Origin of the sequence: Actinomyces sp. S4-C9, from assembly GCF_000758775.1 — a bacterium.
GTDB lineage: Bacteria > Actinomycetota > Actinomycetes > Actinomycetales > Actinomycetaceae > Gleimia > Gleimia europaea.
Genome location: NZ_JRMU01000001.1, coordinates 14,290 through 38,898, shown reverse-complemented (window position 1 = coordinate 38,898; position 24,609 = coordinate 14,290). Strand labels below are relative to the sequence as shown.

Annotated in this window: 26 protein-coding genes; 25 read left to right on the top strand and 1 reads right to left on the bottom strand. The window is 56.9% G+C overall.

From position 1 onward, the window contains the following. Positions 1–8 precede the first annotated feature (8 nt). The 22 genes from lysA (at position 9) to HMPREF1628_RS08785 (ending at position 20,006) form a co-directional block, all read left to right on the top strand. Positions 9–1,424 carry a diaminopimelate decarboxylase gene (lysA, locus tag HMPREF1628_RS00175; RefSeq protein WP_034506289.1) on the top strand — a complete coding sequence of 472 codons (1,416 nt, stop codon included), beginning with the start codon at positions 9–11 and terminating at the stop codon, positions 1,422–1,424. Further along, positions 1,421–2,719 carry a homoserine dehydrogenase gene (locus HMPREF1628_RS00170; RefSeq protein ID WP_034506287.1) on the top strand — a complete coding sequence of 433 codons (1,299 nt, stop codon included), beginning with the start codon at positions 1,421–1,423 and terminating at the stop codon, positions 2,717–2,719. The genes lysA and HMPREF1628_RS00170 overlap by 4 nt, the downstream gene beginning before the upstream one ends. Further along, positions 2,719–3,648: a homoserine kinase gene (gene thrB / locus HMPREF1628_RS00165; protein ID WP_034506285.1), complete on the top strand. Its 930-nt coding sequence runs from the start codon at positions 2,719–2,721 to the stop codon at positions 3,646–3,648. Before HMPREF1628_RS00170 ends, thrB begins: the two co-directional genes overlap by 1 nt. A gap of 235 nt (positions 3,649–3,883) precedes the next feature. Next, positions 3,884–5,617, top strand: coding sequence for a transcription termination factor Rho (rho, locus tag HMPREF1628_RS00160; RefSeq protein WP_269493530.1), 1,734 nt, complete (start codon positions 3,884–3,886; stop codon positions 5,615–5,617). Between the two features lie 148 nt (positions 5,618–5,765). Further along, positions 5,766–5,978, top strand: coding sequence for a 50S ribosomal protein L31 (gene rpmE, locus HMPREF1628_RS00155; RefSeq protein ID WP_034506284.1), 213 nt, complete (start codon positions 5,766–5,768; stop codon positions 5,976–5,978). Between the two features lie 106 nt (positions 5,979–6,084). Continuing rightward, a complete protein-coding gene (gene prfA / locus HMPREF1628_RS00150; RefSeq protein WP_232219336.1) occupies positions 6,085–7,194 on the top strand; it encodes a peptide chain release factor 1 in 1,110 nt (369 codons plus the stop codon). Positions 7,195–7,196: 2 nt separating this feature from the next. Further along, positions 7,197–8,033, top strand: a complete 837-nt coding sequence (prmC, locus tag HMPREF1628_RS00145; RefSeq protein ID WP_052038712.1) for a peptide chain release factor N(5)-glutamine methyltransferase — start codon at positions 7,197–7,199, stop codon at positions 8,031–8,033. Beyond that, positions 8,033–8,683, top strand: a complete 651-nt coding sequence (locus HMPREF1628_RS00140; protein WP_034506276.1) for an L-threonylcarbamoyladenylate synthase — start codon at positions 8,033–8,035, stop codon at positions 8,681–8,683. The genes prmC and HMPREF1628_RS00140 overlap by 1 nt, the downstream gene beginning before the upstream one ends. After that, positions 8,680–9,783 carry an MraY family glycosyltransferase gene (locus HMPREF1628_RS00135; RefSeq protein WP_034506271.1) on the top strand — a complete coding sequence of 368 codons (1,104 nt, stop codon included), beginning with the start codon at positions 8,680–8,682 and terminating at the stop codon, positions 9,781–9,783. Before HMPREF1628_RS00140 ends, HMPREF1628_RS00135 begins: the two co-directional genes overlap by 4 nt. A 5-nt stretch (positions 9,784–9,788) precedes the next feature. Continuing rightward, complete coding sequence (locus HMPREF1628_RS00130; RefSeq protein WP_034506269.1) at positions 9,789–10,226, top strand: hypothetical protein; 438 nt, start codon at positions 9,789–9,791, stop codon at positions 10,224–10,226. 172 nt (positions 10,227–10,398) lie between these two features. Beyond that, positions 10,399–11,178: a F0F1 ATP synthase subunit A gene (atpB, locus tag HMPREF1628_RS00125; RefSeq protein WP_052038739.1), complete on the top strand. Its 780-nt coding sequence runs from the start codon at positions 10,399–10,401 to the stop codon at positions 11,176–11,178. Between the two features lie 66 nt (positions 11,179–11,244). Then, positions 11,245–11,448, top strand: a complete 204-nt coding sequence (atpE, locus tag HMPREF1628_RS00120) for an ATP synthase F0 subunit C (protein WP_016443864.1) — start codon at positions 11,245–11,247, stop codon at positions 11,446–11,448. Position 11,449: 1 nt separating this feature from the next. After that, on the top strand, positions 11,450–12,001 hold the full coding sequence (locus tag HMPREF1628_RS00115) for a F0F1 ATP synthase subunit B (RefSeq protein WP_034506265.1): 552 nt from the start codon (positions 11,450–11,452) through the stop codon (positions 11,999–12,001). After that, complete coding sequence (locus HMPREF1628_RS00110) at positions 12,002–12,817, top strand: F0F1 ATP synthase subunit delta (protein ID WP_034506263.1); 816 nt, start codon at positions 12,002–12,004, stop codon at positions 12,815–12,817. It abuts the gene before it with no gap. A 42-nt stretch (positions 12,818–12,859) separates the two neighbouring features. Next, the gene (atpA, locus tag HMPREF1628_RS00105; RefSeq protein WP_034506257.1) at positions 12,860–14,488 is read left to right on the top strand and encodes a F0F1 ATP synthase subunit alpha; all 1,629 of its coding nucleotides are present in this window, start codon (positions 12,860–12,862) and stop codon (positions 14,486–14,488) included. Positions 14,489–14,491: 3 nt separating this feature from the next. Next, the gene (locus tag HMPREF1628_RS00100) at positions 14,492–15,418 is read left to right on the top strand and encodes a F0F1 ATP synthase subunit gamma (protein ID WP_034506255.1); all 927 of its coding nucleotides are present in this window, start codon (positions 14,492–14,494) and stop codon (positions 15,416–15,418) included. A 20-nt stretch (positions 15,419–15,438) separates the two neighbouring features. Further along, positions 15,439–16,887: a F0F1 ATP synthase subunit beta gene (gene atpD, locus HMPREF1628_RS00095; protein ID WP_034506253.1), complete on the top strand. Its 1,449-nt coding sequence runs from the start codon at positions 15,439–15,441 to the stop codon at positions 16,885–16,887. A gap of 4 nt (positions 16,888–16,891) precedes the next feature. Continuing rightward, positions 16,892–17,164 (top strand): F0F1 ATP synthase subunit epsilon, encoded by a 273-nt coding sequence (locus HMPREF1628_RS00090; protein WP_034506238.1) that lies wholly within the window; start codon positions 16,892–16,894, stop codon positions 17,162–17,164. A gap of 26 nt (positions 17,165–17,190) precedes the next feature. Then, positions 17,191–17,601, top strand: a complete 411-nt coding sequence (locus HMPREF1628_RS00085) for a DUF2550 family protein (RefSeq protein WP_034506235.1) — start codon at positions 17,191–17,193, stop codon at positions 17,599–17,601. Between the two features lie 71 nt (positions 17,602–17,672). Beyond that, positions 17,673–18,368, top strand: coding sequence for an endonuclease NucS (gene nucS / locus HMPREF1628_RS00080; RefSeq protein WP_034506233.1), 696 nt, complete (start codon positions 17,673–17,675; stop codon positions 18,366–18,368). A gap of 86 nt (positions 18,369–18,454) precedes the next feature. Continuing rightward, positions 18,455–19,651, top strand: coding sequence for an N-acetylglucosamine-6-phosphate deacetylase (locus tag HMPREF1628_RS00075; protein ID WP_034506227.1), 1,197 nt, complete (start codon positions 18,455–18,457; stop codon positions 19,649–19,651). Between the two features lie 58 nt (positions 19,652–19,709). After that, positions 19,710–20,006 (top strand): ATP/GTP-binding protein, encoded by a 297-nt coding sequence (locus tag HMPREF1628_RS08785; RefSeq protein WP_083309464.1) that lies wholly within the window; start codon positions 19,710–19,712, stop codon positions 20,004–20,006. Positions 20,007–20,094: 88 nt separating this feature from the next. Here HMPREF1628_RS08785 and HMPREF1628_RS00070 read toward each other — a convergent pair whose 3' ends face one another. After that, positions 20,095–21,399 (bottom strand): cellulose-binding protein, encoded by a 1,305-nt coding sequence (locus HMPREF1628_RS00070; protein WP_034506223.1) that lies wholly within the window; start codon positions 21,397–21,399, stop codon positions 20,095–20,097. 203 nt (positions 21,400–21,602) lie between these two features. On the opposite strand from HMPREF1628_RS00070, the gene HMPREF1628_RS00065 reads away from it, so the two are divergent. The 3 genes from HMPREF1628_RS00065 (at position 21,603) to HMPREF1628_RS00055 (ending at position 24,541) form a co-directional block, all read left to right on the top strand. Continuing rightward, complete coding sequence (locus HMPREF1628_RS00065) at positions 21,603–22,658, top strand: hypothetical protein (RefSeq protein ID WP_156956787.1); 1,056 nt, start codon at positions 21,603–21,605, stop codon at positions 22,656–22,658. Further along, on the top strand, positions 22,655–23,641 hold the full coding sequence (locus HMPREF1628_RS08545; protein WP_052038711.1) for a hypothetical protein: 987 nt from the start codon (positions 22,655–22,657) through the stop codon (positions 23,639–23,641). The genes HMPREF1628_RS00065 and HMPREF1628_RS08545 overlap by 4 nt, the downstream gene beginning before the upstream one ends. A gap of 78 nt (positions 23,642–23,719) precedes the next feature. Continuing rightward, positions 23,720–24,541, top strand: coding sequence for a tetratricopeptide repeat protein (locus tag HMPREF1628_RS00055; RefSeq protein WP_198030369.1), 822 nt, complete (start codon positions 23,720–23,722; stop codon positions 24,539–24,541). Positions 24,542–24,609 lie beyond the last annotated feature (68 nt).

The following is a 24,609-nucleotide window of genomic DNA, read 5'->3' as shown; positions in this document are numbered from 1 at the left end:
CTATCGGGATGAGCCACGACCTCAATAATCTTTTGGCGCCGCGGCCAAGCGAGCGGCCCGATCTGTGGCCGTGGAGTGCAAGGCATGACGGAACTGAGCTTTCGCTCGGTAAAGTCAGCGCTACGCAACTGGTGCAGTCGTACGGTTCGCCGCTGTACGTGCTGGACGAAGCCGACCTGCATGGCCGCGCGAACGTGTGGGCAACCGTTATGGCCGAGGAATTCTGGGACGGCTATGGCATGGGCGGGGGCTCGGCGTACTACGCGGCTAAGGCGCTGATGAGCGGGCGCGTGATTGAACTGGTCACCAGCGCCGGCATGGGCGTGGATACGGCGAGCTTGGGTGAACTCACACTCGCGCTTCGTGCGGGCGCGGATCCCGATCTGGTGGGGTTGCACGGCAACAACAAGTCGGATGAAGAACTACGTTTGGCGGTCAGCGCTGGAACCCGTGGCATTGCGCGAATTGTGGTTGATTCAATAGGCGAGGTGGAACGGGTTGCTCGCATTGCCAGTGAGTTGGGCCGCCGCGCCCGCGTGATGATACGGGTGACTACAGGCGTGCATGCTGGCGGTCATGAGTTCATCGCAACCGCGCATGAAGACCAAAAGTTTGGTTTGTCGTTGGCGTCGGGTATGGCTCTGGAGGCTGCCCGCAAAATTGCGGCACATGATTCGCTTGAGTTCATGGGATTGCATGCCCATATTGGCTCCCAGATTCGTGACCTCGAGGCGTTTGCCGAGTCCGCCTCGCGCCTGTTGTCGTTGGCAAAGCAGTTGGCTGATGAGGGCGTGGTTTGCCACGAACTTGATTTGGGTGGCGGCTACGCGATCACGTACACGGGTGCGGACCCTCAGCCCCTCGCGCCAAAGGATATTGCTCGCACGCTCGCGGGCGCTGTGCGCGAGGCGTGCGAGAAGTTTGATCTTAAAGTGCCGCATGTGTCGGTGGAGCCGGGGCGGTCGGTGATTGGCCCGGCTGTGGTGACGCTGTACCGGATGGGCACGGTTAAAGATGTGCCGATTGAGGGAGGCTCACGCCTATACGTCTCTGTCGATGGGGGTATGTCGGATAACATCCGTCCCGCTCTTTATGAAGCGAAGTACACGGCGCTGCTGGCTAACAGAGTTTCGGATGCGCCGCTGTGTTTGGCCCGCGTGGTGGGTAAGCACTGCGAGTCCGGCGACGTGGTGGTTTCTGATGTGGCATTGCCTGGTGATATTCACGAGGGTGATGTGCTTGCTGTGCCCGCAACGGGCGCGTACGGGCATTCGATGTCGTCGAATTACAACATGCTGACTCGTCCGGGCACGCTCGGCGTGGGCATGGGAGAGCCGCATTGGTTGATTTATCCAGAAAAGCTCGAGGATTTGTTTGCGCGTGACGCCGCGTTAAACACCGCTGAACTTGTGGAGGAAAAGTGAGTAGTGTTCAAAAGATTGCCGTTCTAGGTGCGGGTACGGTTGGTTCGCAGGTTATTCGTCTGATTGAAGAGCACCAGGCGGATTTGGCCGCACGGGCTGGAGCGCGCTTGCAGGTTCAGTCGGTGCTGGTGCGCGATGTGAACGCGAAGCGTGATTTTGAGGTTGATCCTGCTCTGCTCACTACGGATGCGAATGAGGCGATCGACGGGGCCGACATTGTGATCGAACTGATCGGCAGTATTGAGCCTGCGTTCACGTACGTGAAGCGCGCCCTCGGTAATGGTTCAACGGTGATTACTGGCAATAAGGCTCTACTGGCCCAGCACGGAGCGGAGCTTTACGAGCTTGCGGAACAAAACGACACGGATCTTTATTACGAGGCTGCCGTGGCCGGCGCAATTCCGATTGTGTATGGCTTACGTGAGTCGATCGCGGGTGACCGGGTGAATCGCCTGGTTGGAATCGTGAATGGTACTACTAACTTTATCCTTGACCAGATGACCACAACGGGTGCAACGTACGAGGATGCGCTGGCAAGGGCACAGGAACTCGGTTTTGCCGAGGCGGACCCCACGGCCGACGTTGAGGGGCTTGATGCGGCTGCGAAGTGTTCGATCATGGCTTCGCTCGCATTCCATACGCGCGTTTCGATGGCAGATGTTAAGGCGCAGGGAATTAGTAGCATTACTGCGGAGGACATCGCGCAGGCTGCGAAGTCGGACATGGTAATTAAGCTGATCGCGGTGGCGGAGCATTCTAGCGCGACTGGTGAAGAAGGCATTACTGCGGCGGTCTATCCCGCTTTGATCCCGGTTTCGCACCCTCTGGCCACGGTTTCTGGTGCATTTAACGCGATCTTATTGGACAACGAGTCTGCTGGCCGCCTTATGTTCTATGGTCAGGGTGCGGGAGGCGCGCCCACGGCCTCGGCGGTACTGTCTGACCTGGTGGCGGGCGCTTCACATCGTGTTTTGGGGGGCCATGCGCCGCGCGAATCGCGGTACGCGAAACTACCGATTTTGAGTCCGGGCACGGCATCTTCTCGCTTCCAGGTTTCTCTGCTGGTTGCAGATAGGCCGGGCGTGCTTGCCGAAGTTGCGGGCGTGTTTGGGCAAAGCGGCATTTCGCTGATCACTGTCTCGCAAGAGATGACGAAGCCGGGGGAGGCCACGCGGGTAACCCTGTCTACTAGCGCCACGTCCGGGAAGAGCATGGATGATGTTCTCGCTAAGCTACGCGATTTGCCCGTAGTGGTTGAGGTCGCATCGGTGTTTCGAATTGAGGGTGAGGCATAATGCGCCTCACAAATGATTTTGTTCGGGTGAAGGTGCCGGCAACGTCGGCAAACTTGGGGCCAGGTTTTGACCACGCGGGTTTGGCGCTCGGTATTTTTGACGAGGTCGAGCTACGCGCGGTTGTGGGCGAGACGTTCGTGCAGGTGATGGGTCACGGCGCGGGGAAGGTTCCCGAGGGTGAAGACAACCTGATTGTCCGTTCGGTGCGCAAGGGGCTCGAATACTTGGATATGCCGCAGGTCGGGTTGCGGATGGTGGCGCGTAATCGGATTCCGCATGGCGCGGGTATGGGCTCGTCAGCGGCTGCCGCAGTGGCTGGTTTGATGTTGGCACGCGGCCTGGTGGGCGAAGAATCGATGTCGTTGGGCGAGGTGTTCCAGCTGGCTACGCAGATTGAGGGCCACCCGGATAATGCTGCCCCAGCTATTTTTGGCGGAGTAACGTTCTCTTGGATGGGGAAGCAAGCGAAAACGGTTGTGCGGCCGCCGCGCGAAGACCTTGACGCTTGGGTTTTAACGCCAAAGTTCGAGGTTTCAACCAAGCAGGCCCGGGCAGCGCTCCCAAAGCAGGTTCCGCTCGAAGATGCCACGTTTAATCTCTCGAGGGCGTCGCTTCTCGCTTTGATTCTTTCGGGTCAGGCGCCGCTCGAACATCTGATGGATGCGACTGAGGATCGCCTTCACCAGGCACAGCGCGCTAAGGCGATGCCATCAACTTACGATCTGGTGCAGTATTTACGAGGCGAGGGCCTACCCGCTGTAGTTTCCGGCGCGGGCCCGTCGGTGCTTGTGTTTGGAACGCTTGATCCGCAACTTGTGGACGAGGCGAAGGCTGCCGGCTGGACGGTGAAGAATCCTGGTATTACGGCGGCTGGCGCGTCTATGGAGGCTTCTCGTGAGGGTGGGGAGAGCCCAATTGCGGGCCTGTAGGTCCTCGCGGCTTGTGTATATTTTCAAAACGAGTGTTTTGCTGATAGCATTGGGAGCGGCTCGTTGAGCCACTGCTAACTACTGTTAGCTATCTAAATCTTCCATCTTGCGTTTAGCGCCGGGAAGAATGCATTCTCATCTTTTGTGTCTCTTTCTTCCTGTATCAATGATGGAAACGCTCCTGCTTTAATAGCAGTCTTTCATGGCCTATGGCCGGTAAAAGTAAGGAAATTCGTTGAGCGAAAACCCAACTACTAAAAAGCGCCCACTGTCGCAGATGCGTCTTGCTGAACTGCGTGAAGTTGCCACTGAAATGGGACTTCAGGACACGGCGAAGATGCGTAAAGCTGAACTTCTGGCAGCGATTCGAGGCGCGCAGGGATCGAAACCGCAGTCGGAAGAAAACTCGCAGGCTAAATCTGGGCAGAAGCGCACAGAGAAGAAGCGTGAGGATTCGACTCCTGCCTCCAAGAGTGAGTCAACCGGCAAAGAGGACTCCGCTGAGCCTCGTCGTAGGCGCCGCCGTGCGGAGAGCAATGGGGGAACCCCGGCAGCCATCCAGTTGGATGTGAAGGCGGAGCTGGGTGAGCCGCAAGATTCGCACGACGGAGCTGGCACTACGAACCTGCTTGATGAGATCAAGCTACCTTCGGCAGAGGATTCGCATTCCGATGATGGAGCGGATAGCGACCACGGCTCAAACCGCAGGCGAAACAAGCGCAACAACCGCGATAACAACCGCGATGGCAGGGACCGCGATGACCGTGGTCGTAGGCGCCGTGGTCGGGATCGCACGAAGCGTCGTCGCGATGATGAAGAGCCGCAGTTGCAAGAAGATGACGTGTTGATTCCGGTTGCCGGCATTTTGGACGTACAGAATAACCACGCGTTTGTTCGTACTTCCGGGTACTTACCTGGCCCGAATGACGTTTACGTAACCCTTGGCAACGTGCGTCGTTGGAACCTGCGTCCGGGTGACGCGATTGTTGGTTCTATCCGTGAGCCGCGTCAGAACGAGCGGCAGCGTCAGAAGTACAACGCCCTTGTTGCGGTTGATTCGATCAATGGCATTTCGGTCGAGCAGGCTGGCGAACGCCCCGAATTTTCGAAGCTAACCCCGCTTTACCCGGATGAGCACCTGCGTCTTGAGACCACGCCGAAGGCAATTACGCCGCGCATCATTGATCTCGTGGCTCCGATTGGTAAGGGGCAGCGTGGCTTGATCGTTTCGCCTCCTAAGGCCGGTAAGACGATCATCATGCAGCAGATGGCTAACGCGATTTCGCAGAACAACCCGGATGTGCATCTGATGGTTGTCCTCGTGGATGAGCGTCCTGAAGAGGTCACCGATATGCGTCGCACGGTTAAGGGTGAGGTCATTGCCTCGACGTTTGACCGTCCCGCTTCGGACCACACGATTGTTGCAGAGCTCGCAATTGAGCGCGCTAAGCGTCTGGTTGAACTGGGTCACGACGTGGTTGTTCTACTCGATTCGATCACGCGCCTCGGCCGCGCATACAACTTGGCAGCGCCGGCGTCTGGCCGCATCCTGTCCGGTGGTGTGGATGCTTCGGCACTGTACCCGCCAAAGAAGTTCTTTGGTGCTGCGCGTAATGTCGAAGAGGGCGGTTCGCTTACGATTATCGCTTCGGCTCTTGTGGAGACTGGTTCGAAGATGGATGAGGTTATCTTCGAAGAGTTCAAGGGCACGGGCAACATGGAGCTGCGCTTGTCGCGCCAGCTGTCTGAGCGTCGCATCTACCCGGCGGTTGATGTCAACGCGTCGGGTACGAGGCGTGAAGAGATGCTGTTTAAGAAGGAAGAGCTTGCCATCATGTGGCGTCTGCGTCGTGTGCTTGGCCAGCTCGATCAACAGCAGGCGCTTGAGCTTATGCTTGACAAGTTGAAGGACACGCAAAACAACGCGGAGTTCCTCATGGCAATCGCGAAGACAACGCCAAAAGAGTAATGAGGGGGCCGGCCGTAAATAGTGATCTATTGTACGGCCGGCCACCTGGAAATTAGTGGCCAAACCTGGCAAACTAAACGGCGGTTCCGGTTCACCAGCGAATTAAGCGTCTGGACCCGGCATCCTCGAATTCCTTAAGGAGAAAACCATGAAGCAGGGTGTACACCCCGATTACAAGGCAGTGCACGTGACGTGCACCTGCGGCAATGAGTTTGATACGGCATCGACCTTGGGCGAAAATGAGCTCCGCGTTGATGTTTGCTCGAACTGCCACCCGTTCTACACCGGCAAGCAGAAGATTCTTGATACCGGTGGTCGCGTGGCTCGCTTCGAGGCTCGCTACGGTAAGCGTAAGCGCTAGTTATTTTTTGGCGGCGCCGCGCCCAGGTTTGGGGCGTGGCGCCGCTACTGTATTTTGGACGTAGGGAGCCGCTAAGCCGGCCAGTTTGATGAAAAGCGAGGACCAAGTGGGTCAAGATTACAGCCACGAGTTGCAGGCGGTTGAGCCTTTGCTTCAGGAGTATCGGGAGGTTGAGCTTCAACTTGCTGATACGCAGGTGTTGGGCGATAGGGCGCGTTCGCGCAAGCTTGCGAAGCGCTTTTCAGAGCTGGGCGCAGTGAAGGCGGTTGCCGATCGGTTCACGCAGGCGCTGGGAGATTTTGAGGCGGCGCAGGAGATGGCGGAGCTCGATGATGAGTTCGCGGCGGAGTTGCCCGGTATGGAGCAAGCTCTGGAGCAGGCTCACGACAAACTGGTGCGCACGTTGGTCCCGCGTGATCCCTCTGATGCTGATGATGTGATTTTGGAAGTGAAGGCCGGTGAGGGCGGCGAGGAGTCGGCGCTGTTTGCGGCTGATCTTGCTCGCATGTACACGCGTTACGCGGAGACGAAGGGCTGGAAGGTAAAGGAGTTGTCTTCAACGCCTACGGGCCTGGGTGGTTTGAAGGAAATCTCGCTGTCTATTGCTTCGAAAGGTAATGTGGCGCCGGAGGACGGCGTATGGGCGAACTTGAAGTTCGAAGGCGGCGTGCACCGCGTGCAGCGAGTGCCGGTTACGGAATCGCAGGGACGTGTGCACACTTCCGCTGCGGGCGTGATTGTGGTTCCTGAAGTCGAGGACGACGATGAAGAGATCGAGATTGATCAAAATGATCTGCGCATCGACGTGTATCGCTCGTCGGGTCCGGGTGGGCAGTCGGTGAACACAACGGACTCGGCGGTGCGTATTACGCATATTCCGTCGGGCATCGTGGTGTCGATGCAGAACGAGAAGTCGCAGATTCAAAACCGTGAGGCTGCTATGCGCGTGTTGAAGGCGCGTTTGATTCAAAAGCAGCGTGAGGAGCGCGAGGCGGAGGAAGCTGCGGTACGCCAGTCGCAGGTACGTTCGATGGACCGTTCGGAGCGTATTCGCACTTACAACTTCCCTGAAAACCGCATTGCTGACCACCGCACGGGGTACAAGGCGTATAACTTGTCGAACGTGCTCGATGGCGACCTGGGTCCGGTGATTGATTCTGCCATCGTCATGGATGAGCAGGAACGCATGGACGCGGCGGGTCAGTCAAAAGAGTAGTAGTGAACCCGCTGAGCCTATTTCGCGAGCAGGTGCAAGCCCTTGCCCGTGCCGGTGTCGATAGCGCCGAGGCTGATACACGTGCGATTTTTGAGGCCACACTCAGCGAACCGATGTATATGTGGCCGCGCGAGATCGAGCCGGATGATGTGTGGGAAATAGAGGCGATGATTGCGCGTCGGGCGTCTCGCGAGCCGCTACAGCACGTGCTCGGGAAAATGTGGTTTTATGGCCTCGAACTTGGGGCTGGTCCCGGCGTGTTTTGTGTGCGGCCCGAAACAGAGGTCCTGGCGAAATGGGCAATTGACGCTATTGGGAGCCAGCCGGCCGCGGTATTGGATCTGTGCACCGGTTCGGGAGCACTTGCGTTAGCAGTTGCGGCAAATACGCGCGGCGCGGATGTGGTTGCATTGGAGAAGTCGCAGGAGGCCTGTGCGGCCGCTCGCGCTAATGCCGAGTCCCTCGGCCTAAAGGTGCCGGTGATTCAAGGCGACGCGCTGGTATTCAACCCGCAGTGGGAGGCCAAGTTTGATCTGGTTGTATCGAATCCTCCCTATGTGCCGCCCAGAGCGCTGGCTCCGGAGCTCGATTTTGATCCGCCGCAGGCCCTGTGGGGTGGGGGAGATGATGGCCTGGACTTTGTGCGCGGTCTAGTTCCGCTGATCTACCGGTATTTGAAACCGGGCGGACGATTCGGCATGGAACATGATGACACGCAGTGGGAGGCCATTCGCGAGATTGCGAGAGACGCCGGATTTGCGAACGTCTCCACGATCGCGGATTTGAATGAGCGCCCCCGGTTTGTTGTAGCTCAAAAACCGTTAGGTGAATGTAGATAATGGAAAGCATGAAAGTGGATGCGCACGAGGGAATTTCGCCGTCTGATGCGCAGGCCGTGAAGAAGATTGTTGAGGCCGGTGGATTGTTGGTTTTGCCTACCGACACAGTGTATGGCATTGGGGCAGACCCGTATTCAACTAGCGCGGTAAATGCAGTGTTAGCTGCGAAGGGGAGGGGGCGGCAGATGCCCCCGCCGGTGCTCATCGCGGATCCGGAGGATGCCGCCAGGGTGAGTTCGCAGCTGAATGAGGTCGCGCATCGCCTGATAGGTGCGTTCTGGCCGGGCGCCCTCACGCTGATCGTGAAGGCAGCGGAGGGGATCCGCTTTGATCTGGGCGATATTAAAGATACGGTTGCGATCCGAATGCCTAACCACGAGACAACGCTGGGAGTTTTGCGCGCGGTTGGTCCTCTAGCGGTGACTTCTGCGAACCTGACCGGACAACCTGCGGCAACAAGTGTTGAAGAGGCAATAGAATATTTTGGCGAGGGCGTTGATTGCTACATCGACTCGGGGCCAACTCCAGGCCCTGTACCCTCGACAATTATCGACGTTACGGATGACGTTCCGGTTCTGCTTCGAGCCGGCATGATTTCGGTTGCAGACATCGAGGCGGCCTGCGGTCAGAAAGTGCTTATTAACAAGTGAAGCTCTACATTCTAGTGATGGTGCTAGCGGCGGGAATCACGTTTGTGATGACCGCGATAATGCGACGCCTATCGCTGGAGTGGCGCGTGCTTACGCCAGTTCGAGAAAGGGACGTGCACACCGTGCCAACACCTCGTCTCGGCGGTGTAGGAATGGCAATAGGGTTTATCGTTGCCATGCTGTTCGCGTCTCGGCTCGACTATTTCGATCCCGTGTTTCAAACGGGCACACCCTGGGCAGTGATGATTGGGGTGCTCGCAATCGCATTGCTGGGCCTCGTGGATGATATTTGGGAGCTAGACTGGCTGGCCAAGTTGGCAGGCCAGATTTTGGTTGCTGTGTTCATGGCCTACTTTGGCGTACAGCTGATTTCGTTTCCGATATTCGGTATTACTATCGGTTCTTCTAATCTGTCACTGTTCGTAACTATCTTCATGTTCGTGGCCATCATGAATGCGGTGAATTTCGTAGATGGGTTGGATGGTCTGGCTGCAGGTGTTGTAGGGATTGGCGCGTTTTCTTTCTTCGTGTATTCCTACATGCTTACCCGCGTTACCGGGGCGCTGACCTACGCTACGACATCGTCGCTGATTGTTGCGGTACTGGTTGGCATTTGCGTTGGATTCTTGCCGCACAACTTTCACCCGGCCTCAATCTTTATGGGAGATTCCGGCGCTCTTACGTTGGGTACGATCGTTGCAGCCGCGGGCATTATCGTTACCGGCCAGATTGATCCGAGTGTGCTGGGCACAGAGCAGGTCATTACCGGTTTGCTCCCTATAGTTTTGCCCCTGCTGGTGATAGTCATTCCGCTGGTAGACATGACTCTGGCTGTTTTCCGGCGTTTACGGGCCGGTAAATCACCGTTCCAAGCGGATCGAATGCACCTTCATCACCGCCTACTCAACCTGGGGCACAGTCAGGTGGGGGTCGTGATGATCATGTATCTGTGGACCGCTGTGATTACGTTCTCTGCGGTCGCGCTTATCGTGTTCAGCCCCAAGCAGGTAGCCACCGTGGCGATTCCTGCGGTGATCATTAGTATTGTGTTTACGGTTCGATTCTTGCCGGGCTTGCGGCAGAAGATGCAAAGGAAGTGACGCGAATGTCTACACCGCTAGTACCCACCGATGCGCTTCGCGCCGCGGTTTCAAAAACTGTGAAGAACGTTTTGAAAGTTTCCGTGGTTGTCGCGGTCCTGGCGGGCGCTGTCGCTTATTTCTCCGGAGGCGCCTTGGCGGGTGTTTCTGGCCTTATTGGGGGAGTGGTCGGTATTTTGCTCGCCCTGGTTACTTGGTTCACCATGTCACTGGCGATGAAGAATCTGGATTCGCAGGCTGCTCTTATGGTGGGCGACTACCTATTCAAGGTCGTGGTGGTCATTGCAACCGTGTTGATTGTGAAGAATCTGACGGGGCTCAACCATACGGCGCTGGGCCTCGCCCTCATCCTTTCGGTGATTGCGCAGGCAGCCGTGCAGACGTGGACGTTAGCAAGCTCTAAAGTGCCAACCATAGATCTGCCTAAGGATGAAAAAGAATAGTAAAATGTGCGTTCGGGCGAAAGTGATCCTGATAGCATTATCTAGGTTTTGGCATTAGGCGAGCTCAGACCGTATACAGTATGGGGTATATTCCTCATGTACGGTGTAGGGCCGTAACACTTCTACCAGGGGGTGCATCCTGTTCTCCGCAACAGTGTTGTCCGCTTTGACAATGGCTAGTCAAGGACCAGTTTCAGCGATGCCGGGAATTGGGGACTTCTTCCCTCCAGCGTTTGCCTTTGAGGGCACGATCTTCGAAATGAACCGTTTGGTTCTCGTTCGTCTTATCGCTACGGTGCTTCTGGTGCTCGTATTTTCGATTGGGGCATCGAGGGCGAAGCTGATCCCCACTAAGGGACAGTCGATTCTCGAAGGTTTGATTGTGTTCATTCGCGACAAGGTTGCGATTGAGACTCTCGGAGAGAAGAACGGGCGTAAGTACGCGCCGATCCTCACGGTGATCTTCCTTGGCGTGCTGTTCATGAACATTACGGGTGTTATTCCGGGCTTGAACATCGCGGCTTCGTCCGTGGTGGCTGTACCGCTTGGTTTCGCACTGATTTCCTACGTGGTGTTCGTGGGCGCGGGGATTAAGCACCTGGGCGCTGGACAGTTCTTTAAGAATCAGCTATTTCCCCCGGGCGTGCCCTGGCCTCTGTACATTTTGCTAACGCCCATTGAGTTCCTGTCAACGTTCATTATTCGTCCGGCAACGCTGACCATCCGTTTGTTGGCAAACATGCTGGCGGGGCACCTGATGCTCGCTCTGACATTTTTTGGAACTCACTTCTTGTTCTTCGAGGCCGCGGGCGCGCTGAAGGGCGTTGCGGTTCTAACGTTCGCAGGCGCGATTGGTATTACCGCGTTTGAGATTTTCGTGGCCGGTTTGCAGGCATTCATTTTCTCGATCCTGACGGCCGTTTACATCAAGACTTCTATTGAGACCCACTAGGCAGTAAGCCAAAAACAGACTCCTTGGCGCAAAAGCGCCTTGGCAACATAGAGAAGGAAAGCAAACATGACTGGTTCGATCGCAGCAGTAGGCTACGGCATCGCAACGCTTGGTCCGGGTATTGGCCTGGGCTACATGATTGGCAAGACGCAGGAAGCTACCGCCCGCCAGCCGGAGGTCGCATCCAAGCTCTCGACGAACATGTACATTGGTCTAGCTCTTATTGAGGCGCTGGGCCTCATCGGTCTTGTTCCGGGATTGATCTTCTAGCATGACGATCCTACCCGCAACAGCTCAGGCGGCAGAAGAGCCCAACATTTTGTTGCCGCCGCTATACGACATCGTATGGCAGCTGATTGTGTTGATCATCATCGGACTTGTTCTTTACAAGTACGCACTTCCTAAGTTCAACGCGATCCTAGATGAGCGTGCACAAAAGATTGAAGAAGGGCTGAACGCAGCTGATCGGGCGAAGGAAGCCGAGGCGCTGGCAAAGCGTGAGGCTGAAGAGCTGATCCAGGTTGCGAATGCTGATGCAGGTCGCATCCGTTCCGACGCTAGTGAAGACGCTAAGTCGATTGTGGCGGCAGCGCGCAAGGAGGCCGAAGCTGAGGCTGAGCGCATCTTGTCGAACGCACAGCGTCAGATTCAGGCGGAGCGCCAGGCGGCTGAAATCTCACTCAAGTCTGAGATTGGGATTCTTGCCACCGAACTTGCAGAGAAGATTGTTGGTGAACACCTGAAGGACAGCGAGCTTACGGCTCGTATTGTTGATAGGTTCCTCGACGATCTCGAATCTGAAACTACAGTACAGGAGTCTTAAATGCGTGCAGCGAGTGAGAACAGCTACCAGGCTGGACTCAAGGTGCTAACTGATGCCTTGCGCTCGGACGCTGATGCAATGGCGGTTGCCGAAAATCTTTATGGGATTTCGGACCTGTTGCGTGAATCAGGGCGCGTGGCTCACGCGCTTACCGATCCGGGCAGAACCGAGGCGGACAAGCGCCAGCTTGCGCATGATCTTCTGGCCAATGGAGTTGAGCCCCAAACTATCGAGATCATGCAGACTCTGGCCAGCAAGCGCTGGTCGAGCTCCCGTGACCTTGAGGTTGCGGCTGAACAGCTTGGTAATGAAGCGGTGTTTAGTGCTGCTGCGCAGGCCGGTCAGCTGAAGCAGGTTGAAGAAGAGCTTTTCGCGGTGCATAACTTCCTTGCGGATAATCGCGAGCTTCGCATTAATCTGTCTGATCTGGGTGTTGGTTCTGCTCATGACCGTGCTCATTTTGCTGCACGTTTCTTCGCAGATGTGCTCACTCCGTTCTCGTCGCGCCTTTTGCGACGTCAGGTTCGCCTCTCAATTCATGGCAGGTTGCTGTCATTGATCCGCGAAATCACGCACCAGGCGGCTTCTCGTCGCGGTCGCTTGTTCGCCACGGTCACATCGGCATCCCCGCTATCTCAAACCCAGGTCGAGCGTCTCCAAAAGATTCTCGAGGCTAGGTATCAAAGCGCCGTTGCAGTTAATACCGAAGTGGATCCGTCGCTCCTTGGCGGTCTTCACATCGAGGTAGATGGTGACGGCATTAATGCAACAGTGAAATCCAACTTGGCTAAAGCTAAACGAGAGTTGGTGCGCTGAACCCCATGTTTTCAACATTTCTAAACGGTAAGGAAAAGCTCAATGGCTGAACTTTCTATCCGGCCCGAACAAATCCGGGCGGCTCTGGACAGCTTCGTAGAATCCTACGAGCCGTCGGAATCCGCTGTGGAGGAAATCGGCCACGTCACCCTAGCTGCTGACGGTATTGCACACGTCGAAGGCCTACCTGGCGTTATGGCCAATGAGCTCCTCCGCTTTGAAGATGGAACTCTCGGACTTGCATCGAACCTCGATATTCGCGAAATCGGCGTCATCGTCCTCGGCGATTACACGAACATTGAGGAGGGCCAGCAGGTTCGTCGCACCGGCGAGGTCCTCTCGGTTCCGGTAGGTGATGGCTACCTCGGTCGCGTGGTTGATCCGCTGGGTAACCCGATTGACGGTCTTGGTGAGATCACGGATCTTGAGGGCATGCGCGCACTGGAGTTGCAGGCTCCTGGCGTGATGATGCGTAAGTCAGTGCACGAACCGCTTGAGACTGGCCTTAAGGCTATTGACTCGATGATTCCGATTGGCCGTGGTCAGCGTCAGTTGATCATTGGTGACCGTCAGACGGGTAAGACGCAGATTGCTCTTGACGCGATCATGAATCAGCGCGCTAACTGGGAGTCGGGTGACCCGAAGAAGCAGGTTCGTTGCATTTACGTGGCTATTGGCCAGAAGGGCTCAACGATCGCAGCTGTTCGCGGTGCCCTCGAAGAGGCCGGCGCGATGGAGTACACGACGATCGTGGCTTCCCCAGCATCGGACCCGGCAGGCTTTAAGTATTTGGCTCCGTACACGGGCTCGGCTATTGGCCAGCACTGGATGTACGACGGCAAGCACGTCCTCATTGTTTTTGACGATCTTTCGAAGCAGGCGGAAGCATACCGCGCGGTATCGCTCCTTCTCCGTCGTCCGCCGGGCCGTGAAGCTTACCCCGGTGACGTCTTCTACTTGCACTCGCGCCTCCTTGAACGTTGCGCGAAGCTTTCCGATGAACTCGGTGGTGGCTCCATGACGGGTCTGCCGATCATCGAGACGAAGGCGAACGACGTTTCCGCTTACATTCCAACGAACGTTATTTCGATTACGGACGGCCAGATCTTCCTGCAGTCGGACCTCTTTAACGCCAACCAGCGTCCGGCAGTGGATGTTGGTATTTCCGTGTCGCGTGTTGGTGGCGACGCGCAGATTAAGGCCATGAAGAAGGTTTCGGGCACGCTGAAGATCACGCTTGCGCAGTATCGCTCGATGGCCGCCTTCGCGATGTTCGCGTCGGACCTTGATGCGACCACCAGGGCGCAGCTGACCCGCGGTGAACGCCTCATGGAGTTGCTGAAGCAGTCGCAGGCTAACCCGTATCCGATTGAGGATCAGGTTGCTTCGATCTGGATGGGCACCAACGGCTACTTGGATGATATTCCGGTTGCTGACGTTGCTCGTTTCGAGAAGGGCCTGCTTGATTACCTGCGTTCGCGTACTGGTGTTTTGAAGACCATCAAGGAGACGGGCCTGCTGGAGGATGACACTCTGGCAGCGTTGAAGGAAGGCGTTGAGGCCTACCACAGCTCGTTCGTTTCCGCGGAGGGTCTGGCACCCGAAGCCGCAGACGGCGAGGCAGAAGCCGAGCGCACGCAAGAGCAGATCGTTCGCGGTAAGAAGGCCTGATCAATGGCAGGTCTAAGAGAGATTAAACAGCGCATAGCTTCAACGGAAAAGCTGAAGAAGGTTTTTCACGCGATGGAGCTTATCGCTGCTTCTCGAATTGGCGCGGCGCGCGCTAAGGCAACGCAGGCGGGGCCCTATGATAAGGCTTTGACGCAGGCTGTTGCCGCTGTAGCGATTCACGGAGGAATGGACCATCCGCTCACGCACCAGCGTGAGGACACGAATCGCGTGGCGGTTCTGGCGGTGACGTCTGACCGCGGTATGGCGGGCGCTTACTCCGCGACGATTCTTCGCGAAACTGAGAAGCTTTTTGAGGAGCTTCGTGAGCAGGGTAAGGAGCCGGTGCTCTACACGGCTGGCAGGCGTGCGGGCTCGTACTTCCGCTTCCGCGGTATTAACGCGGCAAAGGCGTGGGAGGGCGAGTCTGATGCTCCGACGGAGGAGATCATTCACTCCATTGGTAAGGAACTTCTAAGGGCCTTCCTGGAAGAGGATCCGAAGGAGGGTGTTTCTGAGGTATACCTCGTGTTCACCAGGTTTAAGAACATGGTGACGCAGGTTCCCGAGGTGCGCCAGATGCTTCCTCTAACGGTTGTTGATACTCCACAAAACGACGTGGAGAGGGAGAGGGAACTCGGGTTTGAGGATCATCCTGAGTTGGCTTTCCCCGAGTACGAGTTTGAGCCGAGTGAGGAAGCGGTGCTGAATGCGCTTCTGCCTCTCTACGTTGAGAACCGTATTCGGAACGCGCTTCTTCAAGCTGCTGCTTCGGAGCTTGCATCTCGCCAGCGCGCGATGCATACCGCTACGGACAATGCACAAGACCTCATCACAGACTACACTCGCTTGGCGAATTCGGCCCGCCAGGCGGAGATCACGCAAGAAATCAGCGAGATAGTTTCCGGTGCCGACGCTCTATCGAATGGCTGAGGCAGGGACAAGGAATAAACATGACTGCAGAATCTATTAACACTACGAGTGTTGGGCGCATTGCCCGCGTGATTGGCCCGGTTGTGGACGTTGAGTTCCCACCGGATCAGATGCCCGCAATGTACAACGCACTAGAGGTGGATGTTGACCTGTCCTCGACTGGTGAGGGCGGTCAGAAGTTCACGATGACGCTTGAGGTTGCTCAGTTTATTGGCGACAACCTCATTCGCGCTATCGCTTTGAAGCCCACCGATGGCCTGGTTCGTGGAGCGAAAGTTCGCGACACGGGCGGCCCGATCTCTGTTCCGGTTGGCGACGTGACTCGCGGCAAGGTGTTCAACGTCGTCGGCGAATGTTTGAACTACCCGGCCGATCAGGTTGAGGTGAAGGAGCGCTGGCCGATTCACCGCCAGCCTCCGGCATTTGACCAGCTCGAGCCAAAGACCAAGATGTTCGAGACGGGCATTAAGGTTATTGACCTTCTTACCCCGTACGTACAGGGTGGCAAGATCGGCCTGTTTGGTGGTGCTGGTGTTGGCAAGACCGTTCTGATTCAGGAAATGATTCAGCGTGTGGCGCAAGACCACGGCGGTGTGTCGGTGTTTGCCGGTGTGGGTGAGCGTACCCGTGAAGGTAACGACCTCATTCATGAGATGGATGAGGCGGGTGTGTTTGACAAGACCGCACTTGTCTTCGGCCAGATGGATGAGCCGCCGGGCACGCGTCTGCGCATTGCGCTCACCGGTCTGACGATGGCGGAGTACTTCCGCGACGTGCAGAACCAGGACGTGCTGCTGTTCATTGATAACATCTTCCGCTTTACGCAGGCAGGCTCGGAGGTTTCCACACTTCTTGGCCGTATGCCTTCGGCAGTGGGCTATCAGCCGAACCTGGCCGATGAGATGGGTCAGCTCCAGGAGCGTATTACCTCTGCTGGTGGTAACTCGATTACCTCGTTGCAGGCCATTTACGTTCCCGCGGATGACTACACGGACCCGGCTCCTGCAACCACGTTCGCGCACTTGGATGCAACCACTGAGCTTTCGCGTGACATCGCTTCGCGCGGTCTGTACCCGGCTGTGGATCCGCTAGCTTCCACCTCTCGTATTCTTGACCCGGCCTACGTTGGTCAGGAGCACTATGACGTGGCCACGCAGGTGCAGCAGATTCTGCAGAAGAACAAGGAACTGCAGGACATCATTGCAATCCTTGGCGTGGATGAGCTTTCGGAGCAAGACAAGGTGACGGTTGCCCGTGCACGCCGCATTGAGCAGTTCCTGTCCCAAAACACTTACATGGCTGAGAAGTTCACGGGTGTTGAGGGCTCCACGGTTCCGCTTGATGAAACGATTGAGGCATTCAAGCGCATCGTTGAGGGTAAGTACGACCACATCCCCGAGCAGGCGTTCTTCAACATCGGTGGTATCGATGATCTTGAGCGCGCTTGGGCGAAGCTGCAGAAGGCGTAAGTAGATGGCGAAGTCTAAGATGCTCCAAGTCGAGGTGGTGAGCCGCACGGAAAGGCTATGGCACGGCCTGGCTTCTTCCGTGGTGGTGCCATCTGTTGAAGGTGACCTGGGCGTGTTGGTTGGCCGCGCTCCGCTTCTCGCAGTGCTTCGTCCCGGTTCGGTTGCAATTGAAACTGAGTCCGAAGGACGTAAGATTGTGGAAGTATCGGGCGGCTTCGCCTCGGTTGACTCCGACTTTGTGACGATTGTTGTCGAAGAGGGCAACTTCGCGCAGTAGGATTTGAAAACAGAAGGAGGGCAATCATGAATGTTCTAGGTGGCATCTTGGTTGCCCTCCTTGTTGTTCTTCTAGCGGTCGCTCTAATCGCGCTGTTGGTGCTGTTGATTCGCGTGCGTCGAATTGGGCGGATTGTGGGCACTTTTGAGTGCTGGTACCGGCCGGATGCGTCCGCGGGTTGGATTTCGGGAATGGCTCGTTTTGGCCAGCGAGATTTGCAGTGGTTTCGGCTGGTTGGTTTTCTCGTTGGGCCGCAGTTGCGAATGCCGCGCAAGGGAATGAGTGTATCTGCCCCTATTCACCGTCAGGAGGGCGTGGTTGAGGTTGTGCTCACCTACGGTGACAGTGTTCGACATCTGGCCATGCGTGAAGAGTGGTATAACGGCCTTGTTTCTTGGATTGAGTCGGGCCCGCCTCGGCCTCGGGAAGAGTACTAGCGTACTGATGTAGCGCACCGTAGGGTGCGCTTTTTTGTGCCTGCACCCGGTAGCGCTGTTAGGGTGGGTGGGTGCGAATTGTTATTGCTGAGTGTGCTGTTGATTATTCTGGCCGCCTGGATGCGCATTTGCCTATGGCTAAGCGCGTGCTCATGTTCAAAGGCGATGGCTCTGTATTGGTCCATTCGGATGGCGGCTCGTATAAGCCGCTCAATTGGATGACGGCGCCTTGTAATGTCCGCGTGCAGGAACCAACCGAAACTGAGGCCCAGGCTGGCGTGAGCGAAGTGTGGGTGGTGGAAGCTAAGAAGACGGATGACACGCTGGTGATCCGTGTGGGCGAGGTGTTTTTGGATCACGAGGAGAATCTTGGTGTTGATCCAGGCCTCACGAAGGATGGTGTGGAGGCACACTTGCAGGAGCTACTGGCCGATCAGCCGGAGCTACTGGGCAAGGGGTGGTGGACCGTTCGCCGCGAGTATCCAACTGCAATCGGTCCGGTAGATATTTTGGTGCGCACAGATGAGGGCGATCCGGTTGCGGTTGAGATCAAGCGCCGCGGCGGTATTGATGGCGTGGAGCAGCTCACCCGCTACCTCGAGCTACTTTCACGTGATCCGCTGTTGAAGGGGATTACAGGTATTTTTGCCGCGCAGGAGATCACCCGCCAGGCTCGCACGCTTGCTGAGGACCGGGGGATTAGGTGCGTGATCCTCGACTATGATGCGATGCGCGGAATGGATGACGCTGATTCGAGACTCTTTTAATCATTAGCTCGTCAGACAAGTGATGTGTTATTAAACTGGAAGTGGTTAGTTTTCTGGTTTGAACATATGCAAAGGAGCGCTTGAGAATGAGCGAGCCTCGGATTTTGCGCGGGCGAGTGGTAATGGAATCGGAAGTGATCTCCGACGGCGCGGTGGTTTTTGACGAAGTTATCCGAAAATGCGGCGTGGCATCGAAGATTTTGACCGAGGGGGAGGCCGCTCGCGCGGAACGGATTGACGGCTATATTCTGCCCGGTTTGGTGGATGTGCACTGCCACGGTGGTGGGGGCGAGTCTTTCCCAAATGCGCATACCGAAGAGCAGGCGATGGTTGCGGTGATGGAACATCGCAGGCATGGCACAACTTCACTGGTGGCTTCAGGGGTGACGGCGGCTGCGGATGTGCTCCGCTCGCGTGCGGTTACGCTGGCTAACTTGTGTGAGAAGGATGAGCTGGCCGGCATTCATTTTGAGGGCCCATTCGTTTCGGTTGAGCGCAAGGGCGCGCAGGATCCTACTTACATCATTGAGCCGGACGTGGAGCTCACCAAAGAACTGATTGAGCTTTCTAAGGGGTATTGCGTGACGATGACGCTGGCTCCGGAGAAGAAGGGTGCATTCGGCGAGGGGTCGGTTGCCGAAGCGTTGATCGAGGGCGGCGCGCTTCCGTCCTGGGGGCATACGGATGCTGGTCCGGAGGCAGTTCGTAAGGCATTGGAGTACTCGCGGGAAAAGCTGGCCCAGGTTGCTCCGCGTTCACCGAAGGCCACCGCTACGCATTTGTTCAACGGAATGAGGCCAATTCACCATCGTGATCCGGGTCCGGTGCCGGAGTTTATTTCTGATGCGGCGCGCGACGGCGCAATTTTGGAGTTGATTGGTGATGGTGTACACCTGTCTGCGGATATAGTTCGCACGGTGTATGAGACGCTTGGCCGTGAGTGCCTGGTACTGGTAACGGATGCGATGGCTGCCGCCGGTATGCCCGACGGTTCTTACCAGTTGGGCCCGCAGGCTGTGACCGTGAAGGATGGTATTGCTCGTCTTACCGGCGGTGACGCGATCGCGGGAGGCACATCGCACCTGCTCGACCAGGTTCGCCTGCTCGTCCAGGGTGATTACGTGCCACTGGTGGATGCGGTTTACATGGCGTCGGTTCAAGGCGCGAAGATCATTGGCGATCAGACAATCGGTTGTTTGCGTGAGGGCATGAAGGCTGATGTTGTGGTTGTCAGTGATAGCCTGGAGCCGGTCACCGTGTATCGTCGCGGTGTGGCAGTTTAATGCGTGGGTAGTGGCGCCCTGGCTCTTGCCGGGGCGCTTTACTTTTGGGGGAGGTTCTATGGCTCGTCGCAGCGGTAAACGTCCGTACAATCAACCGCATCGTCCGTTAAATATGGATAGGCTGGCGTCAATGCCACGCCAGGTGGAGCGCAGTTCGGGCACTTTTAGTGTCCAGCGCCTGTCTCGAGCATCGAAGGAATACACGTGCCCCGGCTGCCATCGGGCTATCACTGTTGGGTCGCCCCACGTGGTTGCGTGGCGTGAGGAGGGCGCGTTCGGCCTTGAAGTCGGGGTTGATGCGCGCCGTCATTGGCATCCACACTGCTGGGATAGTGGGGTATCAAACTTTTACTAGAGTCAAAATTGGGTTGGTGCCCGGCGCGGAAGTGCCGGGCACCAACCCAATGTAGTGCGTTATTGTTATCGGCTTGCCGCCGGTTTGTCTACTTCTTCTCCGGATCGTCGAAGAGGGCGGGGGAGGCAGTGTCCGTGCCTTCTTCTGATTCAGCCAGCCCGGCAATGCTGCGCGCGGCGGAGGAACTAAGAAGGCCGCGCATTTCGTCAAGGTATGCGGCAACGGATTCACGCTGGCGAGTTAGCTTTTCAACTGTACGCTGGGCGGCCGCTCGCTCGCTAAGAGCTTCTTGACGCGCGGTTTCGCGGAGCTGGTCGGCTTCGGCTTCGGCAGCAGCAATGATCGCTTCGGCGCTACGGCGAGCATCCTCTTGACGCCTGCGAACAACGGCATCGGTGTCGGTAAGCAGACGTTCCGCACGCTGCAGAGTTTCTGCCAGGTGCTTTTCAGCCTCGCTGACTTGGGTGCGTGCGGCGGTAACCATCGCGGTGGTTTCTTCGCGTGCTTGCTCGTGCGCGGCAGCATCGGCTTCGCGTGCACTGGCGCGCTGGTCGGCGATTTCCTGTTCGGCTTCTTGGCGTGCAACGTTAGCTTTGGCTTTCGCGTCTTCGAGGATGGCGCGTGCCTCTCGCGTGATCTTGTCGGATTCGTCGCGAGCAGCGGCAAGGGAGGATTCAGCAGCGGTTCGTGCAGATTCGAGGGTCTGCTTGGCTTCCGCGTTAGCATTTTCACGTACTGCTTGGGCATCCGCACCGGCGTCGGCACGCATTTGAGCGGCTTCTTGTTCAGAGGCAACGCGCATCTCAACCGTGTCTTTTTGTGCGCGGGCCCGCAATACTTCAACTTCGCGTTCAACGCTTGCGCGTGCGTCGTTTACGTAGGTGTTAGTTTCGGAGCGCAGCGCAGCCGAGTCGCGCTGTGCGGACGCAACCATTTCGTCGGCACGGTGTTGTGCGTTGGTGAGGAGGGTTTCCGCTTCGGTTTGGGCGCGGGAGGCGCGTTCGGCGGCTTCGCGGCGTGCTTCGGATAGAAGGGCTTCGGCCTCTGCTTCTGCCCTCGAGGCAAGCCGCTGGGTTTCTGTGCGGGTGCGTTCCATGAGGGCGTCGGATTCTGCTTGCGCCTTAGTGGTGACAGCCATTGCTTGCTCTTCAGCGGAGCGCAGCAGCTGTTCAACACGTGCGCCAATGCCGGAGAAAGAGGCGCGTTCTTGCTCCTCCAACCGGCTACGTGATTCTTCCAGGTCACTTTCGAGGCTCTTGGCCCGGTTCTCCGCAACTTCTGTTCGCCTGCGCGCCTCGGATAGCGCGGTCATGAGAGTCTGCAGTTGTTCATCAACCTGGATGCGGTCGTAGCCTCGCATGACAACTGGAAAATCTGTTTGCTCTTCGCTCACGAAATCTCCTCGAAATAAAAGTGCCCCAAAAAATCACACTGTTACTAGTGTAAAACAAACGTGGCGCTCAGTGTGAACGGCAGGGTAGGGCAAAGAGCTTATAATTCGTGGTTTTGGTCGCTACTTTACGATCTAAATGGTCTGTGGCCGCGATTGCCCCTAATCTGGATGGTAAGTACATCCATTTTCGCGGAGGATTAGTGGTGAACACACCTACTAAGAGGCAGGGTATCCCGATTGCGCTTTCGGCACTCGGCCTAATTATGGTGATTGCCGGTCTGCTGTTTGCGACGGTATTGCGTCCTGATTCGACGGTCACCGCACAGGCGGAGCGTCCAGAAACGCCGTATGAGACCACGGTTTCTGGCCTGCTTGGGCTGGTTGACACCAAGGTAACGGTACATGCGGAGGCGCCCGGCCAGCCGATCGTGTTGGCGCTCAGCCGTGATGCTGATGCGCAGGCGTGGATTGGCGAGCTTCCTAATACGCAGCTCACTGGCTTGTCATCGTGGCAGGTCATTAATAGCACCAAGCACGATGGGGATATGCCCGAGGTTAATGCAGACGAGTTCGCTGCTGACGAGTTTGATAAGGCTCTGGCGCAGTCGGATATGTGGCTGGATGTGAAAACCGGCAAGGATTCGCTGTCGTGGGATATTACGATGGATGGTTCCGGATTGGTCATTTTAGCGGCCACAAATGGAGTGGATCCGGCGCCGAAGATTTCTTTGACTTGGCAGCGTGATGCTTCTAGCGCGTGGATCATCGCTCTTACGGTTATCGGCTTAATCTTGCTACTGCTTGGCCTCGTGCCATTCCTGGCGCTTCAACGCACTCGCAAGGAGCATGCGCGCACTGAAGAAGCTCGCGAGCGCAGACAGCGCGCTTTGCATAAGTTCAGTGATTTGAAGTCCTCCTTCAGCAAGGACGCGGCGTCGAAATCCGCGCGTGATAGCGAGAAGAGCGAGGAGAACTCCAAACCGTCTGCTCAAAACAGTGTGAAGGCAGAGGAAGACCACCAGCGGCGAGTTTCGCTGCTTGAGCGTCAGGCACGCCCTGTAGCTGAGGAGCGCACAGAGATCACCACCACCATCGGCGGAAAGACGCACGTGCTCCCGTCCAGGCGCGCAATTCGTGAGGCACGCGCTCGCGGCGAGGCCGAAGTATCAATGGGCGGCCAGAGCTTCGCTACGGGCCTCATCCCGGTTATTCCGCGGTCAGACGATGCAGAATCGGATAAGAAGGGGGAGGACGAATGAGGAAAACGATACCTTCAGCGCTACTGATTTTGGCGTTGTCCACCACGGGGCTGGCCGCGTGTTCAAGCGAGGTTCCCCAGCTTCCTTCAACAGAGGCGAATACCAATGAATCAGAGCAACCGAACCTGGACGAAGTGCAGGTTACGACGCTGATTTCCGAGGTTGAGTCCGCGTTGGCCGCAGGGGACGAGGCCCTGGATGAAAGCCTGCTTGGGCCGCGGGTGAAGGATCCGGCTCTCGCTATGCGGGCAGCGATGTATAGGCTTGCGAAGGCGCGTGAAGAGGCGGTTGCGAGTCTTGATCTTGATGAGACGGCAGCCACGGTGACTCAGTCGCATACTTGGCCGCGCGCCATTATTGCGCCCACAAAGACGACCGAAGGTGAGTTGCCACAGATTGGCTTCATCACGCAGGAAAACGCCCGTGATGATTACAAGCTGACCAGTTGGGTGCGTATGTTCCCGGGTGAATCGCTACAAACTATTGCGGTTTCCGAGGGGTCCCCAGTGGTGGCTGCTGATGCGGATAGTTTTGTGTTGTCTCCACAGGAGGCTCTGACCGAGTGGACGGCGCGGCTTGACGATAAGGCGAATCAGCCTGACCTGTTTGCTGATGATGATTTCACCAAGGCGTATAAGGATCAGCTGAAGCTGAACGATTCATTGGGCGAGAACGGTAAGGTAACGATTGCTGCAACTCCTGCAGAAAAGCCGCTAACAGCGGTTGCTTTGGTTGACGGTTCGGCGCTTGTGGCGGGGAATATTTCGTTCACGGTCACGTATGAGCGCGCTAAAGAGAATGCGAAGATCAAGCTTGGCGGCGCCATTGCGGATCTGATGGAAGATCCCGAGGTTCATGACAAGCCCGTGGAGGTCACGTACCTGGCTTCAGTTGCGCTGATTGTGCCTCCCAAGGGTTCCAGCGAGTTGATTCATGCGATTGGCGCGGAGCGCATTCTCGGTTCGTATCGCGTCGTTGAGTAGTTTGGCGATTGAAAGAGGTTTGTGATGTCTGGCGAGTCTTTGCCTGCTGATACCTTTGGTGCCGTTTCATTGGAGGGCGTGAGCGCAAATTCTGCATCGGCTGCGGCTACGCAGGCTCCTTCTGAGACAGGCCTTACGGGTCCGATTATTCGTGACGTGGACGAGGCGGGTTTGCAAGAGCTTGTTGAGCTGTCACAGACTCTGCCTGTTGTGATCGACTTTTGGGCCGATTGGTGTCAGCCGTGTAAACAGCTAACTCCGATTTTGGAGGACGTGATCCGCGAACTCGATGGTCGCGTGGTGCTTGCGAAGATCGATACGGAGGCCAACCAGCAGCTGTCGCAAATGTTCGGGGTGCAGTCCATCCCTACGGTTGTTGCTTTGATTGGTGGCCGTCCGGTGCCACTGTTCCAGGGAGCGCAGCCGAAGGACCAGATAGTTGCCGTGTTCAATGAGCTGCTCAAAGTTGCTGTCAACGCTGGTTTGACGGGGCGCATGGTTGACGTCCCGGCTGGTCCAAAAACGAATCCGTTGCATGAGGCTGTGTTGGCCGCTGAGGATGCGGGTGACTTGGAAGGCGCTATCGAGCGATGGGCAAAGGTTTTGGCCCAGGCGCCTAAAGACCAGGTGGCTAAGGAGTCCATTGCGCGTTTGCAACTGGCGAAGCGCGTGCGTGAAGATTCTGACGGCTCGGAGCTTTCACTTGTGGATGCGGCGTTTGTTGAGGGCAATGTAGAGGCCGCATTTGATACGTTGCTCGATATCATTGCCCGCTCGAAGGGCAGTGATGATGCGGCGTTCGAGGCCGCTCGTGAGCGTTTGCTTGAGATGTTCACGGTTTTGGGGGTTGACCCGCGGGTGAAGGCGGCTCGCGCGCGTCTTTCAAGCTTGCTGTTCTAACGGCAGGGCCGCTAAGAACAAAAGTGGCGGTGGGATCGGTTCAAAACGATCCCACCGCCACTTTATTG